The organism is Flavobacterium sp. Arc3, assembly GCF_041431375.1.
In the GTDB taxonomy this organism is placed as follows: domain Bacteria; phylum Bacteroidota; class Bacteroidia; order Flavobacteriales; family Flavobacteriaceae; genus Flavobacterium.
Genome location: NZ_JASMRI010000010.1, coordinates 1 through 16,401, shown reverse-complemented (window position 1 = coordinate 16,401; position 16,401 = coordinate 1). Strand labels below are relative to the sequence as shown.

Here is a 16,401-nt window from a genome sequence, read left to right as displayed (position 1 = left end):
GGAAGTTGGAAAACTAATCTCGAAATTTATAGGCTAACCTCAAAAATAACTACTTTTACATCGTGAAGATACATGAAAAATACATAGAGCGATGCATTCAATTAGCCAAAAACGGCTTAGGAACTACCTACCCAAATCCGATGGTGGGCAGCGTAATTGTTTATGAAAATAAAATTATAGGGGAAGGCTGGCATAAAAAAGCGGGTGAACCTCATGCCGAAGTAAATGCCATCAATTCGGTAAAAGACAAATCGCTATTAAAAAAAGCCACCATTTATGTGAGTTTGGAACCTTGCAGTCATTTTGGAAAAACACCACCCTGTTCTGATTTAATCATAAAAAATGGAATCCCACAGGTAGTTATCGGAACGGTTGACCCAAATGTAAAAGTGGCAGGGAACGGAATAAAAAAATTAATAGAAGCCGGAATAAATGTGACAGTCGGTATTCTTGAAAATGAATGCCACGAGCTGAACAAACGATTTTTTACTTTTCATCAGAAGAAAAGACCCTACCTAATTTTGAAATGGGCCGAAAGTCAAGACGGCTTCATTTCGCCAAAAGTAAAATCAGAACAAAAACCGGTTTGGATTACTAATATCTATTCCAGACAATTAGTTCATAAATGGAGAAGTGAAGAACAGTCTATTCTTGTAGGAACACAAACGGTCATTGATGATAATCCCAAATTAGACGTGAGAGATTGGGCGGGAAACAATCCTGTACGAATCGTTTTAGATCAACACAATCGCATCGCAAAAAACAGCCAAGTACTTGACAATCAATTGAAAACTATTGTTTTTTCAAAAATAAAAACAAAAGCCGACAAAGAAAACCTTATCTTTGAAATCGTTGATTTTGAAAAAAACATTGCAAGTCAAGTGACAGACGCAATGTACAAACATCAAATTCAATCGGTGATCATTGAAGGAGGCCGACAAACACTACAAACTTTCATTGACGCAAATCTCTGGGATGAAGCACGTGTTTTTAAGGGCAATCTCTTTTTTAAAGAAGGCACAAAGGCTCCGATTCTAGGTGGACCTTATTTGGAAAAACATAAAATCGGTCAAGATGAACTTATAATATCCCGAAACTATGATTAACGCAATTATTTTTGATTTTGGAGATGTCTTTATTAATTTAGACAAACAAGCCACTGTTGACGGACTAAGGAATTTAGGACTTACACACTGGAATGATGATCTCGACCAGTTAAACATTCAATTTGAAACCGGCCAAATTACCCGAGATAATTTTATTGAAGGTATTCAAAAACACATTCCGAATGCTAGCACCGAGGAAATCTTAAAAGCATGGAGTGCAATTTTACTCGATTTCCCACTATACCGATTGGAATTTTTACAAATGCTGTCTAAAAAATACCGCTTATTTTTACTCAGCAATACAGATGCAATCCATATCGAAACATTCGAACAAAATAACGGCGCCTCTTTTTACGGTGATTTCTACAAGTGCTTTGAAAAAGTCTATTTCTCATTTGAAATAGAAATGAGAAAACCAAATCCTGAAATTTACAAATACGTTTTAAACAAACATGATTTACAGGCAAAACGCACTTTATTCATAGATGACAAAAAAGAAAACACGGATGCTGCTCTATCTCTAGGCCTTCAAGTATGGAATTTACAGGTAGGTCAGGAAGATGTAGTAGACTTATTCAATAAAAATATAATTTAGAAAACCCCTTTTGGAAGTAAAAGACACCTACAACACCATCGAATTAGCATCAGAAGAAATACTACACAAAGAAAAGAACAGTAAATTTTTTGGTTCTGCTTTTCCCATTCAATCAGAAGACGAAGTAAAAGTCATTATTGACGGTTTACGAAAAAAACATCCAAATGCAGGTCATTTCTGTTATGCCTACCAAATAGGCACCGATATACTTTCTTACCGAGCCAATGACGATGGAGAACCAAGCAATAGCGCCGGAATGCCTATTTATGGCCAAATTCAATCGTTTTCTCTCACGAATGTACTTATTGTAGTTGCTAGGGTTTTTGGAGGCGTAAAACTAGGCGTTGGCGGATTAATCTCCGCTTATAAAACAACCGCACAACTCACGCTTGAAAGCTGTGAGATTATCGAAAAAACGATAGATATCCATTATCAGGTTTCTTTTGATTATAAAAACATGAATAAAGTCATGCGTGTAATTAAAGAAAAGAAGCTAGAAATCGTAACTCAAGAAATGGAGATTAACGAAGAATCAGGTTTGCCAATAGGAAAAATCGAGGTAAAAACACGAAAAAAAAATGCCGAAATGATATTCGACATTTTCAATTCTATATTTGAAATAGACATAAAACTTAAAGAATAAATATTTTTTTTCCTTAATTTTTTTTTTTAAAAGCTTCTCAGTAACATACTCTGGAGGAACAGTAGGTCGACCCGTTTTCATGTTCACAAAAACCAAAATTGAGTTAGCAATTGTTAACAACTCCCCCTCTTCATTATAAATTTCATAATCAAACTCAATCTTTACAGAAGTCTGACTTTTAAAAATAGTTTTTACCCTCAAAAGGTCATCGTAGCGCGCTGGTTTTTTATAATTTACATTTAACGAAACCACCGGAAGCATAATTCCGTTATCTTCCATCCATTTGTAAGAAATCCCAAGGTTTCTAAGCCATTCCACGCGTCCCATCTCAAAATACTGGGCATAATTTCCATGATAAACAACCCCCATTTGATCTGTTTCAGCGTACCTTACCCTTACATTAAATTCGTGTTCTTTCATTATATAATTTATTTATTTTGTATCAAAATTTTACCCTCTAAATACTACTTACAACAATAATACTACATAATCAACCCCTAAATATTTTTTTTTACAGAAATTTGTTCACATATTTGTTACCCCGAAAAATAGTGCTTTTTTAAGCATTATTTAATAAGACAACGATTACTAAATAAAATAATTTACATAGAATTTATGAACAAAACTGCTCAATCAGTGTGGGAAAACTGTTTGTCTTTTATAAAAGACAACATTCAAGATCAAGCGTTCAAGACTTGGTTTGAACCTATTAAATCAGTTGAACTTACCGATAACGCATTATACATTCAAGTACCAAGTAAATTTTTTTACGAATGGTTAGAAGAGCACTATGTAAAATTATTAAAAGTAGCATTAACTAAAGAACTTGGTAAAAACGCAAAGTTACTTTATAAAATTAAGATGGAAAACACTTATGGCAACAAACAACCGTTTACGGAACAATTGCCAAGTGCAAACCGCGCACCTATGAAACCCCAAAATATTGATGCTCCTTTTAAAAATCTAGACCCAGAATTAAAAAATCCTTTTGTAATCCCTGGAATCAGAAATTTAAAAATAGAATCACAACTGAACGCAAACTATAGTTTTGACAATTTCCTTGAAGGAGATTCAAACAGATTAGCTCGTTCAGCAGGTATGGCTGTTGCCAATAAACCTGGAGGAACATCATTCAATCCATTACTTATTTTTGGTGGTGTAGGATTAGGTAAAACACACTTAGCGCACGCGATAGGTGTAGAAATTAAAGATAAATATCCAGAAAAAACAGTTTTATACATTTCAGCTGAAATTTTCACCCAACAATATATTGATTCGGTAAAGAAAAATAACCGAAATGATTTCATTCACTTCTATCAACTTATTGATGTCTTAATAATTGATGATGTACAATTCCTGTCTGGTAAATCTGGAACACAGGATGTATTTTTTCACATCTTCAATTACTTACATCAAAATGGAAAACAGGTAATCCTTACTTCTGACAAGGCGCCAGTTGACATGCAAGATATCGAGCAACGCTTATTATCTCGTTTCAAATGGGGACTTTCTGCTGAATTACACCAACCAGATTACGAGACAAGGATTTCTATCTTGAAAAACATCTTGTATCGTGACGGTGTTGAAATTCCAGAAGAAATAATAGAATATGTAGCCCGCAACATCAAATCGAATGTTAGAGAACTTGAAGGAGCTATAATCTCTTTAATCGCTCAATCTTCTTTCAACAAAAAAGAAGTAACAATCGAATTAGCAAAAAGCGTCGTTGAAAAATTCGTGAAGAATGTAAAGCGCGAAATTTCTATCGATTATATTCAAAAAACAGTTTCTGATTATTTCCAATTGGATTTAGAAACGTTACAGTCTAAAACCAGAAAAAGACATGTCGTGCAAGCAAGACAGTTAGCTATGTTCTTTGCTAAGAAATTTACAAAAGCATCATTGGCAAATATTGGTTCTCAAATTGGGGATCGTGATCACGCGACGGTATTGCACGCTTGTAAAACGGTCGATAATCTAGTGGCTACTGACAAACAGTTCAAGAAATTTGTTGAGGATATCCATAAAAAACTAACGCTATAAACGCATCATGTCCGTAAAAATTCTAATGGTATGTTTGGGAAATATTTGTCGGTCACCTTTGGCCGAAGGTATTTTAGCCTCAAAACTTCCCAATAACAAATTCACTGTAGACTCTGCAGGAACAGGTTCTTGGCATATAGGTCATGCTCCTGATGCACGTTCGATTGCAGAGGCAAAAAATCATAATCTTGACATTTCCACTCAAAGAGGACGTCAATTTAAAACAGCTGATTTTGACACCTATGACTATATTTATGTGATGGATAATTCCAATTATTCGGATGTACTTGATCTTACAGAAAACCCAGCACATAAAGACAAAGTGAAAATCATTCTAAATGAATTGTATCCAAATGAAAATGTTGATGTTCCCGATCCTTACTTCGGAATGACAAACGGATTCGAAATTGTCTATGCTATGCTCGATGAAGTTTGCGACATAATAGCCGACAAATTAATTAGCAAACACGCTTAGATTAGCATTCGTTGGATTTTTATCGAACGAAGGTTTAATTCTCTATTTTATCCTGTATTTTTGTCAAATAACATCGATTAAAAAATATAAACACACCCATAATGAAATCAGCTACTCTTTTAGGAAAACTATATTTAATCCCTACCACAATGGGAGATTGTGACCCGATGGATGTTTTACCACAGACTGTAAAAAGAACCATAGATTTCATTGATTACTATATCGTTGAGAATGAAAAAACAGCTCGTAAGTCAATCAAAGAAGTACATCCTGAAAAAAAACAATCAGAATTAATTCTTTTTGTTTTAAACAAACGTACCGAAGTAAAAGAGCACCAAGACTTCATCCAACCTTTATTAGAAGGTGAAAATGTTGGTCTGATGAGTGAAGCAGGATGCCCTGGCGTGGCAGATCCTGGCGCTGTAATCGTTAAACTGGCACACGAAAAAGGCATACAAGTAGTACCATTAGTAGGACCTTCTTCTATCCTTTTGGCTATGATGGCCTCAGGAATGAATGGGCAAAGTTTTACATTTCACGGTTATTTACCTATTGATAAAGATGAGAAAAGAGCCAGTTTTAAAACTCTAGAAAGAACCTCTTTCGAAAAAAATCAGTCTCAAATTTTCATTGAAACACCATATCGTAATAATAACTTACTAGAAGATTTATTACAGACTTTACATCCAGAAACTCATTTATGTGTTGCCACAGACATCACACTACCAACCGAATACATAAAAACTAAGAGAATTTCGGCTTGGAAAAAAGAGACAATTGACTTGCATAAACGCCCAACTATTTTTATTATCCATAAAATGTAATTTTTAGAATACATTATTATTATTACCTTTAGAAAATTAACTAATCTAAAAACCAAATAAGATGAAAATAAATAAAAGAGAAATTAAAATATTTGCGCTAGGAATGTTTGCACTTTTTACATTTCAAACAATCTACGATTGGAAACAAGTCAAAGAAGATATTTCTACAGGTTTTCACGATGGTTACGCAGCAGGCGGTAATGCAATTGAAAAAAAATAGAACAGCTTTATTTTAGTCTCATAAATTAAACCTTTAAACTATCTAAAATGAAAGTAACTAGTAGAGATGTTCGTGTATTTGTATTAGGCATGCTAGCTTTTTTAGTATTCGAATCAATCTATAATTGGGAAGAATCTAAAGCCGCCTTTATGGATGGATATCATAACGGTCGAAATTCTGATTAAAGTATTGACAAAAAATAAAATCTGTTAAACAGGGAACGAAACATCTATAAAAAATAATTAACCAGACTATTACAAAAACGGACACGTTTTATAATAGCCTGGTTTTTTTTGAGCTTGTTATTTTAGTAATCTTCCATCTAAAAAAAAGTAAATCTGCGATAAAATACATTCATTACTTCGAAGGCTACAAAAGATCGTTTTATAAAAAAAACACCTTTTAAGCCTGATAATCAATATTTTATAACTAAATTTAGTTCCCCTTATCTTGAAAAAAAAATCACAATTATAAATTTTTAAAAATTTAATTATGAAAAACAAGATCTTAAAAGGAGGATTAATGGTAGTTATCATGTCTTTGATGGCAGCCTGCAATCAAAAGAAAGAAGTCCCCGCAGTTATAGTTGACAAAGAGGCAATTAAAACTGAAATTCAAGCAATGGAAAATGCTTTTGCAGAAGCCTACAATAACAGGGCTACGGATGGAATAAATTATTATGCCGAAGATGCCATTAGTTTTTCAAATGGTAAAATGCCGTTAGAAGGAAAAAAAGCGATTCATGAATCTATGAAGAGTGAATTACTTACCTTCCCAATCGGCGCGAAAATCGCCTTCGAAACTCAAGAAATCCATCCTTCAAATGATGGGAATATGGTAGTAGAAATTGGGGGTTACAAGGTAACAGACTCCACAGACACAAAAATCAACAGCGGGCATTTTATCAGTCTTTTTGAGAAAAGGGACGGAAAATACGTTTGCACTAGAGATATGGGAAATTCTGATATGCCCATGGAAAAAAAATAAAAAGAAACAAAGAAAGACACTCCACGCGAAGGGTCTTTCTTTATTTCATCTAATACTTCTGAATCTCATAGAAACAGTTTATTAACTAAAACCATTTGCGTACTTTTAGAGTATTAAAAAGATAGGTATGTCAAAACTTCCAAACATTGGTACGAGTATTTTTACTGTAATGTCAAAAATGGCTGCAGAGCATGGTGCCATAAATCTTTCGCAGGGATTCCCGAATTTTCCTGTTGCTTCCCTATTAACCGATATTGTCATTCGCTTAGCCAAAGAAAACGTACACCAATACCTTCCCATGGCGGGTTATCCTCCTCTCCTATCTAACATAGCACTTCTGGTCAAAAACTCCTACCGAAGAATCATTTTGCCAGAAATCGAAATACTGGTGACTGCGGGTGCTACACAGGCCATTTTTACAACTATTCAAGCTTTAGTACAAACTGATGACGAGGTAATTATACTGGATCCAAGCTATGACTGCTATGAAGCTCCCGTTCTACTATGCAACGCAAAGCCAGTGCGTGTTTCACTCAACGACGATTACACGCCTAATTGGAGTACCATCAAAAAAGCATGTTCGGCCAATACTAAAATGATCATCATCAATAATCCACATAATCCAACTGGAAAAATTCTGACCCAAACTGATTTTGAAGCCTTGGAATCCTTATTACAAAAATATCCGAAAATTATTGTACTCTCTGATGAAGTTTACGAATACATCACTTTTGAACAAAAACACATTTCGGCGCACACCCGTATCAAACTCTTAGACCGCTGCGTAATGGTTTCCTCGTTTGGGAAATCATTTCATGTAACTGGATGGAAAATAGGATATCTAGTGGCTCCACAACATTTAATGAAAGAAATTAAAAAAGTACATCAGTTTTTGGTTTTCAGTGTCAATAGTCTATGCCAAGTGGCAATTAGCGAGTACCTAGATCTTGTTTCTGTTGACGAAATTAGAACTTTATATCAGGAAAAAAGGGATTATTTTATAAAATTACTTACGACAAGTCGGTTCGAACTCCTGCCTTGTGAAGGCACTTACTTTCAGGTGGCTTCCTACGCAGCCATTTCTACTGAAAATGACGTAGACTTCTGTAAAAGATTGATCACGGAATATGGTGTGGCAGCGATTCCTATTTCGACTTTCTATGAAAATGGAAAAGATCTTCATTTAATCCGCTTTTGTTTTGCAAAAGACAATGCAACTCTGGAAGAGGCGGCGAAAAGATTATGCAAAATATAAGTCCCTGAACTTTTGATTTTAATATGCATGCATACTATTTAATTTTTCTATATTTACAATACCAAAAAAAAAAATTATGAGCTATACCGATAAAATGTTACGCGATGATGCGTTAAAAGGAAAAGTAATAGTTGTTACTGGTGGCGGTAGCGGTTTAGGAAAAGCGATGACAAAGTATTTTCTGGAACTGGGTGCGCAAGTAGCGATTACTTCCAGAGACTTAGACAAACTAAAAAATACTGCTGCAGAACTAGAAGCAGCAACTGGAGGAACTTGTTTGCCGATACAATGTGACGTACGTCATTATGAAGAAGTCGAAAACATGTTACAAAGCGTATTAAAAACTTTTGGAAAAGTAGATGTTTTATTGAATAATGCAGCTGGAAATTTCATTTCGCCAACAGAAAGATTGTCAGCCAATGCTTTTGATACGGTTATTGATATCGTTTTAAAAGGCACTAAAAACTGTACACTCGCTTTTGGTAAACATTGGATCGACAGCAAACAAACATCTTCTACGGTGTTAAACATCGTAACTACTTATGCTTGGACGGGTTCAGCTTATGTTGTTCCTAGCGCTACTGCAAAAGCAGGAGTTCTTGCAATGACCCGAAGTCTTGCTGTAGAATGGGCAAAATATGGTATTCGTACAAACGCAATTGCGCCCGGCCCTTTCCCAACCAAAGGAGCTTGGGACAGATTGTTGCCTGGGGATCTTGCTGAAAAATTTGACATGGCAAAAAAAGTGCCGCTACAACGTGTGGGAGACCACCAGGAATTAGCCAATTTAGCTTCTTATTTGGTTTCTGATTTCTCTGCTTATGTAAACGGTGAAGTCGTGGTTATAGACGGTGGTGAATGGTTGAAAGGTGCTGGCCAATTTAATATATTAGAAGCAATTCCTGAGGAACTTTGGGATCAACTGGAAATGATGATAAAAGCAAAGAAGAATAAATAAGTAAGATCTGAATTCTTTTTAAAAAGAGAGAACCATTTGTTTGGTTCTCTCTTTTTGTGTTTAACAACACTTCATTTTCCTTACCACTAATTCAACTTGGTAAATTTCGTCTTTTTAACCGCCAATCGTTTAATAGCCCAGATAGCAGTGAAAAGGTTTGCAGTCTAAAAGCTTTGCTTTTCCTGTCCTAAAAAAGCGACTGAAAGAAGCTCTTTTTAGGGCATTAGAAAAGTAGCTTGAGGACAAAAACTTGAAACGGATAGCTGGAATAGCTCCTCAATTTAAAGGCCAATATTTTATACAAAAAACAAAAACCACTCCCGATTTAATTCCTATTTTTGCACCACCAATTTATAACAACACCATTTTATGCTCATTATAGGGATTGCAGGCGGAACAGGAAGCGGAAAAACTACCGTAGTACATCAGATTATGAATGAATTACCCGAGGCGGAAGTCGGGATAATATCACAGGATTCTTATTATAAAGAGAACCACAACTTATCTTTTGACGAGCGTGCTTTAATTAATTTTGATCATCCTCGCGCTATAGATTTCGAATTGTTAGTTGCCCATTTAAAAGAGCTTAAAGAAGAGAAAACAATCCAGCAACCGGTCTATTCTTTTGTAACTCATAACAGAACAGAAGATACCATTACTACTCATCCTAGAAAAGTGATGATTGTGGAAGGGATTTTAATACTAGCAAACCCTGAGTTACGCGATATGTTTGACGTGAAAATTTATGTTCATGCCGATTCTGACGAAAGACTGATTCGCCGTATGAAAAGAGATATTGCCGAACGTGGACGTGATATGGACGAGGTTCTTAGCAGATATCAAAACACCCTAAAACCTATGCATCAGCAGTTCATTGAGCCTACGAAAGCATTTGCAGATATTATCATACCTAATGACAAATACAATACGGTTGCAATTGACGTAGTTCGTGCCGTAATAAATCAAAGAATTCTATAAATTTATTGTAATTTTATACCATTACAAGTTGAGAAACGATCCCGATAGCTATCGGGAGGCGTTTTCTGTTTCAATACAGGCCAATACTATTAATTTTTTACCGTACTCGGAAATAAATAAAACATGACAAATCCGCATAAAGACAAACCTTGGTTTAAATTTTTAAGCAATAAATATGTTTGGGTGTTGTTGTTTTTTTCAACATGGATGGTTTTTCTAGATAACTATTCGTATTTTGACCATAGATTTCTAGACAACCAAGTTAGCGAACTGGAGGACAACAAAGAATACTACCAGGAAGAGATTAAAAAAGACGAAGAGCAAATCAAGCAGTTAAAGAACCCAGAACAAATAGAAAAATATGCTCGCGAAAAGTACTATATGAAAAAGGACAGCGAGGATATTTACATCATAGAATTTGAAGGTGACAGCATAGAAAAAAAATAATAAATCTTGAATTATTAAAAATCAAAATCAAAATGGCTACTAATCTATTCGAAGATTTCGATCCTGTTTCTTCCAAACAATGGAAACAAAAAATCCAGTTTGAACTCAAAGGGGCAGATTACAATGAAACCTTAATCTGGAATTCGCCAGAAGACATTAAGGTAAAACCTTTTTATCATAGAGATGAATTTACAAAATCAGCTGACGTAAATACTAAAGCCTCTGAATTTGAAATTTGTCAAAACATTTTTGTTTTCGACATTGAAAAATCAGTAGAAAGAGCTTTAGACACCTTAAGCAGAGGCGCAGACAGTCTTCGTTTTACGATAGAAAGTGACACCATTGACGTAGCTAAACTTTTGGAAAAACTTCCTTTAGAAAACGTTGCTGTTTACTTCAATTTTAATTTTTTCTCAATCGATTTCGTTAAAAAAATTGATGCAATCCTTCAGAAGAAAAAAGCTGTTGCGTACTATAACCTCGACCCAATAGGGCAATTAGCCCGAGATGGAAACTGGTTTACTACTAAGGATAAAAATAATTTTGATTCGCTGAATTTACTTTCCACAGCGATTCCAAATAGTTCCATAATTAGTGTTGACGCTACCTTATATCAAAATGCAGGAGCTAACATGGTACAGCAACTTGCTTACACCTTAGCACATGCCAATGAATATTTTAATAGAATTCCTGTTATTAGTCAGCCGATAGTTATTGCCGTTGCTGTGGGTACCAATTATTTCTTTGAGATTGCAAAACTCAGAGCATTGCGATTGCTTTTTAATTTAGTAGCTAACGAATACAATCATAATTTAGAATGCCATCTTTTAGTTTCGCCTACAAAACGGAATAAAACGCTGTATGATTACAACGTAAATATGTTGCGTACTACAACAGAATGTATGGCGGCAATTATAGGAGGAGCTGATGCAATTGCGAATCTACCTTACGATTCACTATATCATAAAGACAATGAATTTGGAGATAGAATCGCCAGAAACCAATTGTTAGTTCTAAAAAACGAAAGCTACTTCGACAAGGTAAATAACCCTGCTGACGGAAGTTACTATATCGAAACACTGACCATTCAATTAGCCGAGAAAGCATTGACATTATTTAAAGACATCGAAGCTAACGGTGGTTTTCTAAAACAATTGAATGAAGGTATCATCAAAAGAAAAATTCAAGAAAGTGCTGACAAAGAACAGGAACTTTTTGACTCAGGAAAAGAAGTCTTACTAGGAACTAACAAGTATCCAAACAAAGACGACAAGATGAAACAAGATTTAGAATTGTTTCCTTTTGTAAAAGTGCAACCTAGAAAAACGTTGATAACTCCAATAATCGAAAAACGATTAGCCGAAAAAGTAGAACAAGAACGTCTGGATTTAGAATAATAGTGTAGAATTGCAATCAGTCAACAATAAGTATAAATTAGTGTCACAAATGATAAGAAATAACCTCCAACATATTCAATTAGATAGTCAAAAGTCAAAAGAAGAACCAGCGTTGCACGAAGCAGATGAATCGGCCGCGGACTTTTTTACGGCTGAAGGCATTGAACTCAAACCCACCTATTCTAAAAAAGATATTGAAAACCTCACGCATCTTGATTTTGGGGCTGGCTTTGCGCCAAATTTAAGAGGGCCATATACTACTATGTATGTGCGCCGTCCTTGGACAATTCGTCAATATGCCGGATTTTCAACCGCAGAAGAAAGTAATGCTTTCTACAGACGAAATCTTGCAGCAGGACAGAAAGGATTGTCTATCGCATTCGATTTACCTACGCACCGTGGCTATGATTCAGATCACGAACGCGTTGTGGGTGATGTAGGAAAAGCAGGCGTTGCCATTGACTCTGTCGAAGATATGAAAGTATTATTTGATCAGATTCCCTTAGACGAAATGTCAGTTTCGATGACTATGAACGGCGCGGTATTGCCTATTATGGCTTTTTATATCGTTGCTGCCGAAGAACAAGGGGTAAAACCAGAGCTACTGTCAGGAACGATACAAAATGATATTCTAAAGGAGTTTATGGTGCGTAATACATACATCTACCCTCCTACTCCTTCGATGAAAATTATTGCCGATATCTTTGAATACACGAGCAAGAAAATGCCAAAATTCAATTCCATATCCATTTCTGGTTATCACATGCAGGAAGCTGGTGCAACCGCTGATATTGAATTAGCGTATACGCTGGCCGACGGACTAGAATATATTAGAACTGGGTTATCAACTGGAATGAAAATCGATGAATTTGCTCCACGTCTTTCCTTCTTCTGGGCAATTGGGATGAACCATTTTATGGAAATTGCCAAGATGCGTGCCGGAAGAATGATTTGGGCTAAACTAGTGAAACAGTTTAACCCAAAAGACGATAAATCATTGGCTTTAAGAACCCATTGTCAAACCAGCGGCTGGAGCTTAACAGAACAAGACCCTTTTAATAATGTAGCTCGTACTTGCATTGAAGCATCGGCGGCAGCTTTTGGAGGAACGCAATCCTTGCACACCAATGCACTGGATGAAGCCATTGCTTTACCGACAGACTTCTCCGCTCGAATTGCGAGAAACACACAGATATTTTTACAGGAAGAAACAAAAATAACTAAAACGGTCGATCCATGGGCCGGAAGCTATTATGTCGAAAGTTTAACCAATGACATTGCTGAAAGTGCCTGGAAGCTTATCGAAGAAGTAGAAGAGCTTGGTGGAATGACAAAAGCTATTGAAGCCGGAATTCCGAAACTTAGAATTGAAGAAGCAGCAGCAAGAAAACAAGCGCGCATTGATAGCGGACAGGATATTATTGTGGGTGTTAATAAATACCGACTGGAAAAAGAAGATCCATTGCTTATATTAGATGTGGACAACCAAATGGTTCGCAAGCAACAATTAGAACAATTGGATCATATTAAAGCGACCAGAGACAGTGAAAAAGTAAAGGAATCATTGGCAAAGCTAACGCTTTGCGCAAAGACAGGAGAAGGAAATTTACTGGAATTAGCAGTGGATGCAGCAAGAAACCGAACTACATTAGGCGAGATCAGTGATGCCTTAGAAACGGTTTTCGGACGATATAAAGCACAAATTAAATCCTTTAGTGGCGTGTATAGTAAAGAAATCAAAGACGACAAAAGCTTTCAAAAAGCCAAACAACTAGCCGATACCTTTGCAAAACAAGAAGGCCGTCGCCCTAGAATAATGATTGCTAAAATGGGGCAAGATGGTCACGACCGTGGTGCTAAAGTGGTTGCCACTGGATATGCCGATGTAGGTTTTGATGTGGATATTGGCCCTTTATTTCAAACTCCAGCCGAAGCAGCGAAACAGGCTATAGAAAATGATGTTCATATTCTGGGTGTTTCCTCATTGGCCGCAGGACATAAAACCTTAGTTCCTCAAGTAATTGAAGAATTAAAAAAATACGGTCGAGAAGATATTATGGTGGTTGTGGGTGGCGTAATTCCCTCACAGGACTATCAATTCTTATTTGATGCTGGAGCGGTTGCCGTTTTTGGCCCTGGAACAAAAATTAGTGATGCTGCTATAAAGATATTAGAAATTCTTATAGGAGAATAGCAAGTTAAAATACTCTACTAAATAGAAAAGCATCAACCAAAAGTTGGTGCTTTTCTATTTATAATCGACAATAAATACATCCTGAAAACTGAAAAAGAAAAGTAAAACTAAACCTTTAAATGAGATAGATACCATTCAATAACAGTACTCCTAAAGCTACAAGAAAACGATTATTTAATCATTCAGAAAAAATAATAAAGGCAGCAATTACTGAAATCAAATCCTCAACATAACTAGTAAAACCCTGTAAACAAAGCTAATAACACTACAAACATATTGTTAATTAACAAAACTTAAATAACGCCTTAACTAGTGGTAAATTCGATAACCCTTAAATTTGTCTATAATTATAATTTTATTTAAAAGCTCCAAAACGCAAAGTATTATTTAAAAAAAGAGTTTAGACTAAATTGACGTAATAAAAAGGGGAAGAAACTCATAGACCTTAAAATTTATTCTAAATTAAGTTATTACTAATTTAAATTCGACTGTTATGAAAGCTTATATTATAATATTGTTATTCCTAGGAGTGACAACTACATCTTACTCACAAGTAAAAAATACTGGAAACATAAGTATGGAAAATTTGCCAGCTGTAGTAATAAAAAGTGCTGGAGAGGACTTTTCGATATATCTGCCTGACAGAAATCCAGATCCTAAAGTAAGAGCCTTAGAAGATAATTTCATTGCCTATGATCTTGGTAAAAACTATGAAGGATATGAAACATATCTTGTGTATATAGAAATAAAAGGAGGATCTTTGTCAGCCACTTATAATGAAAACGGAAAACTAATTCGTGTTATAGAAAATTACAAGAATGTAGTATTACCCAGTAAATTAATCTACGAAATTTATCGCAAGTTCCCTGGATGGAAAATCGTAAATGATAAGTACTTGTATTCTCAAGAAGAAGGAGACATCTTAAAAAAACAATATAACATAAAAATAAAAAAAGGAAATGAAAGCCGTAAATTAAAGGTTCATCCTGATGGCGAACTTATCGCTGAAAACTAAAATTACAAAATAGAAACCTTTTTAACTGTCCAATTAACATTGGGCAGTTTCCTTTTATATCAAGATTAAAGTACCCCATTATCAACACACTTCCTTCTCTAATCAGCTAATTTCCTTCATCAAATATTTATAAAGTTTGATTTTTTTATCGCAAGGAGATGATTTATCCTAATAAAAAAACAAAGTATTGACGGAAAATATTAACATGTCAAAAGGAAAGCTTTAACATGAAATTTTCAATAAAAAGACTAAATTTACTATAAGTCTATAATTATACAGTGCAATAAAACACAATTCAACAAATAAAGATCATGAAAATTAACGATCACATAACAAGTCCTTAAATTTCAATTATTTAACCTAAACTGAATATTAATTTAAAAACTATCTATCATGAAAGCATTTATTATTATTTTATTGTTATTAGGTTTGACCACTTCATCTTATGCGCAAGATAAAATGGAGAAAGTTACGAAAGAAGGAGTTATCAAAATAGAAGATTTACCAGCTGTGGTAATTAAAAGTGCAGGAGATGACTTCTCAATATATCTGCCAGACAGAAACGCAGATCCCAAGGTAAGAGCCTTGGAAGATAATTTCATCGCCTATGATTTGGGTAAAAACTATGAAGGGTACGAAACATACCTTGTTTATATGGAACTAAAAGGAGGAACTTTATCTGCAACTTATAATGAAAACGGACAGTTAATTCGTGTTGTAGAAAATTACAAGAATGTTAAGTTGCCTTCTTCTGTCATCTATTCTGTATACAAGACTTATCCAGGATGGCAAATTGTAAATGACAAGTATTTATATTCTCAAGAAAAAGGAGATGTCTTGAAAAAACAATATAATTTAAAAATTAAAAAAGGAAAAGAAAGCAAGAAATTAAAGGTTCATGCCGATGGTGAAATTCTTTCTGTAAGGTAAGCACTTTAAAAATAGATTAACTTCTAGCTCCCCAAATTTGGGGAGCTTTTTTTGTATTCGAATTAGGGTGACTTTAATCTATTTTTACACGCATTTCAAATTTTTTCATTAATAACATCTATTCTTTTCTTAATAATGGAATCCAATTAATCAAAAAACAAATAAAAAAGTAATTTCCATTAAGATGAATAATAAAAAAAATAACACAATAGATTCAGAAAAACAACTAACTTTATATAGCATCGCTTTATAAATACACTAGATTCAATTAATTAATGCAACTCTCAGGAAAAAAGATAGGATAATTTTTTCAAAAGAAAGGACATTTAAGTCC

General features: G+C 34.8%; 17 protein-coding genes and 1 pseudogene. 17 read left to right on the top strand and 1 reads right to left on the bottom strand.

All coding sequences use genetic code 11. From position 1 onward, the window contains the following. Window positions 1-62 precede the first annotated feature (62 nt). The 3 genes from ribD to QO200_RS08875 are packed head-to-tail and all read left to right on the top strand — an operon-like array spanning window position 63 to window position 2,344. Window positions 63-1,106 (top strand): bifunctional diaminohydroxyphosphoribosylaminopyrimidine deaminase/5-amino-6-(5-phosphoribosylamino)uracil reductase RibD, encoded by a 1,044-nt coding sequence (ribD, locus tag QO200_RS08885; protein ID WP_371538822.1) that lies wholly within the window; start codon window positions 63-65, stop codon window positions 1,104-1,106. Next, window positions 1,099-1,701 (top strand): HAD family hydrolase, encoded by a 603-nt coding sequence (locus QO200_RS08880; RefSeq protein WP_371538819.1) that lies wholly within the window; start codon window positions 1,099-1,101, stop codon window positions 1,699-1,701. The genes ribD and QO200_RS08880 overlap by 8 nt, the downstream gene beginning before the upstream one ends. 10 nt (window positions 1,702-1,711) lie before the next feature. After that, window positions 1,712-2,344 carry a YigZ family protein gene (locus tag QO200_RS08875; protein ID WP_371538816.1) on the top strand — a complete coding sequence of 211 codons (633 nt, stop codon included), beginning with the start codon at window positions 1,712-1,714 and terminating at the stop codon, window positions 2,342-2,344. 30 nt (window positions 2,345-2,374) lie between these two features. Here QO200_RS08875 and QO200_RS08870 read toward each other — a convergent pair. Continuing rightward, window positions 2,375-2,764, bottom strand: a pseudogene (locus QO200_RS08870) (acyl-CoA thioesterase); the annotation flags it as partial. Between the two features lie 195 nt (window positions 2,765-2,959). On the opposite strand from QO200_RS08870, the gene dnaA reads away from it, so the two are divergent. From dnaA to QO200_RS08800, 14 genes are all read left to right on the top strand, one after another. After that, a complete protein-coding gene (dnaA, locus tag QO200_RS08865; RefSeq protein WP_091084370.1) occupies window positions 2,960-4,387 on the top strand; it encodes a chromosomal replication initiator protein DnaA in 1,428 nt (475 codons plus the stop codon). Between the two features lie 7 nt (window positions 4,388-4,394). Continuing rightward, entirely contained in the window at window positions 4,395-4,862 is a 468-nt protein-coding gene (locus QO200_RS08860; protein WP_371538814.1) for a low molecular weight protein-tyrosine-phosphatase, read from the top strand. 101 nt (window positions 4,863-4,963) lie between these two features. Then, window positions 4,964-5,686 carry an SAM-dependent methyltransferase gene (locus tag QO200_RS08855; RefSeq protein ID WP_371538812.1) on the top strand — a complete coding sequence of 241 codons (723 nt, stop codon included), beginning with the start codon at window positions 4,964-4,966 and terminating at the stop codon, window positions 5,684-5,686. Between the two features lie 61 nt (window positions 5,687-5,747). Further along, window positions 5,748-5,906, top strand: a complete 159-nt coding sequence (locus QO200_RS08850; RefSeq protein ID WP_371538810.1) for a hypothetical protein — start codon at window positions 5,748-5,750, stop codon at window positions 5,904-5,906. Window positions 5,907-5,953: 47 nt separating this feature from the next. Further along, entirely contained in the window at window positions 5,954-6,091 is a 138-nt protein-coding gene (locus QO200_RS08845; protein WP_371538808.1) for a hypothetical protein, read from the top strand. A gap of 307 nt (window positions 6,092-6,398) precedes the next feature. Next, window positions 6,399-6,893 carry a DUF4440 domain-containing protein gene (locus QO200_RS08840; protein ID WP_371538805.1) on the top strand — a complete coding sequence of 165 codons (495 nt, stop codon included), beginning with the start codon at window positions 6,399-6,401 and terminating at the stop codon, window positions 6,891-6,893. A 127-nt stretch (window positions 6,894-7,020) separates the two neighbouring features. Beyond that, window positions 7,021-8,148 (top strand): methionine aminotransferase, encoded by a 1,128-nt coding sequence (locus QO200_RS08835; RefSeq protein WP_371538803.1) that lies wholly within the window; start codon window positions 7,021-7,023, stop codon window positions 8,146-8,148. A gap of 76 nt (window positions 8,149-8,224) precedes the next feature. Then, window positions 8,225-9,106 carry an SDR family oxidoreductase gene (locus tag QO200_RS08830; RefSeq protein WP_371538801.1) on the top strand — a complete coding sequence of 294 codons (882 nt, stop codon included), beginning with the start codon at window positions 8,225-8,227 and terminating at the stop codon, window positions 9,104-9,106. 369 nt (window positions 9,107-9,475) lie between these two features. Next, the gene (udk, locus tag QO200_RS08825; RefSeq protein WP_371538799.1) at window positions 9,476-10,084 is read left to right on the top strand and encodes a uridine kinase; all 609 of its coding nucleotides are present in this window, start codon (window positions 9,476-9,478) and stop codon (window positions 10,082-10,084) included. A gap of 123 nt (window positions 10,085-10,207) precedes the next feature. Continuing rightward, complete coding sequence (locus QO200_RS08820) at window positions 10,208-10,531, top strand: septum formation initiator family protein (RefSeq protein WP_371538797.1); 324 nt, start codon at window positions 10,208-10,210, stop codon at window positions 10,529-10,531. A 32-nt stretch (window positions 10,532-10,563) separates the two neighbouring features. Continuing rightward, window positions 10,564-11,928 carry a methylmalonyl-CoA mutase subunit beta gene (locus QO200_RS08815; RefSeq protein ID WP_371538795.1) on the top strand — a complete coding sequence of 455 codons (1,365 nt, stop codon included), beginning with the start codon at window positions 10,564-10,566 and terminating at the stop codon, window positions 11,926-11,928. 49 nt (window positions 11,929-11,977) lie between these two features. After that, window positions 11,978-14,122 carry a methylmalonyl-CoA mutase gene (gene scpA, locus QO200_RS08810; protein ID WP_371538793.1) on the top strand — a complete coding sequence of 715 codons (2,145 nt, stop codon included), beginning with the start codon at window positions 11,978-11,980 and terminating at the stop codon, window positions 14,120-14,122. Window positions 14,123-14,615: 493 nt separating this feature from the next. Beyond that, complete coding sequence (locus QO200_RS08805) at window positions 14,616-15,137, top strand: hypothetical protein (RefSeq protein ID WP_371538791.1); 522 nt, start codon at window positions 14,616-14,618, stop codon at window positions 15,135-15,137. Between the two features lie 393 nt (window positions 15,138-15,530). Further along, on the top strand, window positions 15,531-16,067 hold the full coding sequence (locus QO200_RS08800) for a hypothetical protein (protein WP_371538789.1): 537 nt from the start codon (window positions 15,531-15,533) through the stop codon (window positions 16,065-16,067). Window positions 16,068-16,401 lie beyond the last annotated feature (334 nt).

Bases quoted from the DNA above. Each gene is read 5' to 3' on its own strand.
- QO200_RS08880 (WP_371538819.1), top strand. From the start codon at position 1,099: ATGATTAACGCAATTATTTTTGATTTTGGAGATGTCTTTATTAATTTA.
- QO200_RS08800 (WP_371538789.1), top strand. From the start codon at position 15,531: ATGAAAGCATTTATTATTATTTTATTGTTATTAGGTTTGACCACTTCA.
- dnaA (WP_091084370.1), top strand. From the start codon at position 2,960: ATGAACAAAACTGCTCAATCAGTGTGGGAAAACTGTTTGTCTTTTATA.
- udk (WP_371538799.1), top strand. From the start codon at position 9,476: ATGCTCATTATAGGGATTGCAGGCGGAACAGGAAGCGGAAAAACTACC.
- QO200_RS08850 (WP_371538810.1), top strand. From the start codon at position 5,748: ATGAAAATAAATAAAAGAGAAATTAAAATATTTGCGCTAGGAATGTTT.
- QO200_RS08805 (WP_371538791.1), top strand. From the start codon at position 14,616: ATGAAAGCTTATATTATAATATTGTTATTCCTAGGAGTGACAACTACA.
- QO200_RS08845 (WP_371538808.1), top strand. From the start codon at position 5,954: ATGAAAGTAACTAGTAGAGATGTTCGTGTATTTGTATTAGGCATGCTA.
- QO200_RS08820 (WP_371538797.1), top strand. From the start codon at position 10,208: ATGACAAATCCGCATAAAGACAAACCTTGGTTTAAATTTTTAAGCAAT.
- QO200_RS08815 (WP_371538795.1), top strand. From the start codon at position 10,564: ATGGCTACTAATCTATTCGAAGATTTCGATCCTGTTTCTTCCAAACAA.
- QO200_RS08830 (WP_371538801.1), top strand. From the start codon at position 8,225: ATGAGCTATACCGATAAAATGTTACGCGATGATGCGTTAAAAGGAAAA.
- scpA (WP_371538793.1), top strand. From the start codon at position 11,978: ATGATAAGAAATAACCTCCAACATATTCAATTAGATAGTCAAAAGTCA.
- QO200_RS08840 (WP_371538805.1), top strand. From the start codon at position 6,399: ATGAAAAACAAGATCTTAAAAGGAGGATTAATGGTAGTTATCATGTCT.
- QO200_RS08860 (WP_371538814.1), top strand. From the start codon at position 4,395: ATGTCCGTAAAAATTCTAATGGTATGTTTGGGAAATATTTGTCGGTCA.
- QO200_RS08855 (WP_371538812.1), top strand. From the start codon at position 4,964: ATGAAATCAGCTACTCTTTTAGGAAAACTATATTTAATCCCTACCACA.
- QO200_RS08835 (WP_371538803.1), top strand. From the start codon at position 7,021: ATGTCAAAACTTCCAAACATTGGTACGAGTATTTTTACTGTAATGTCA.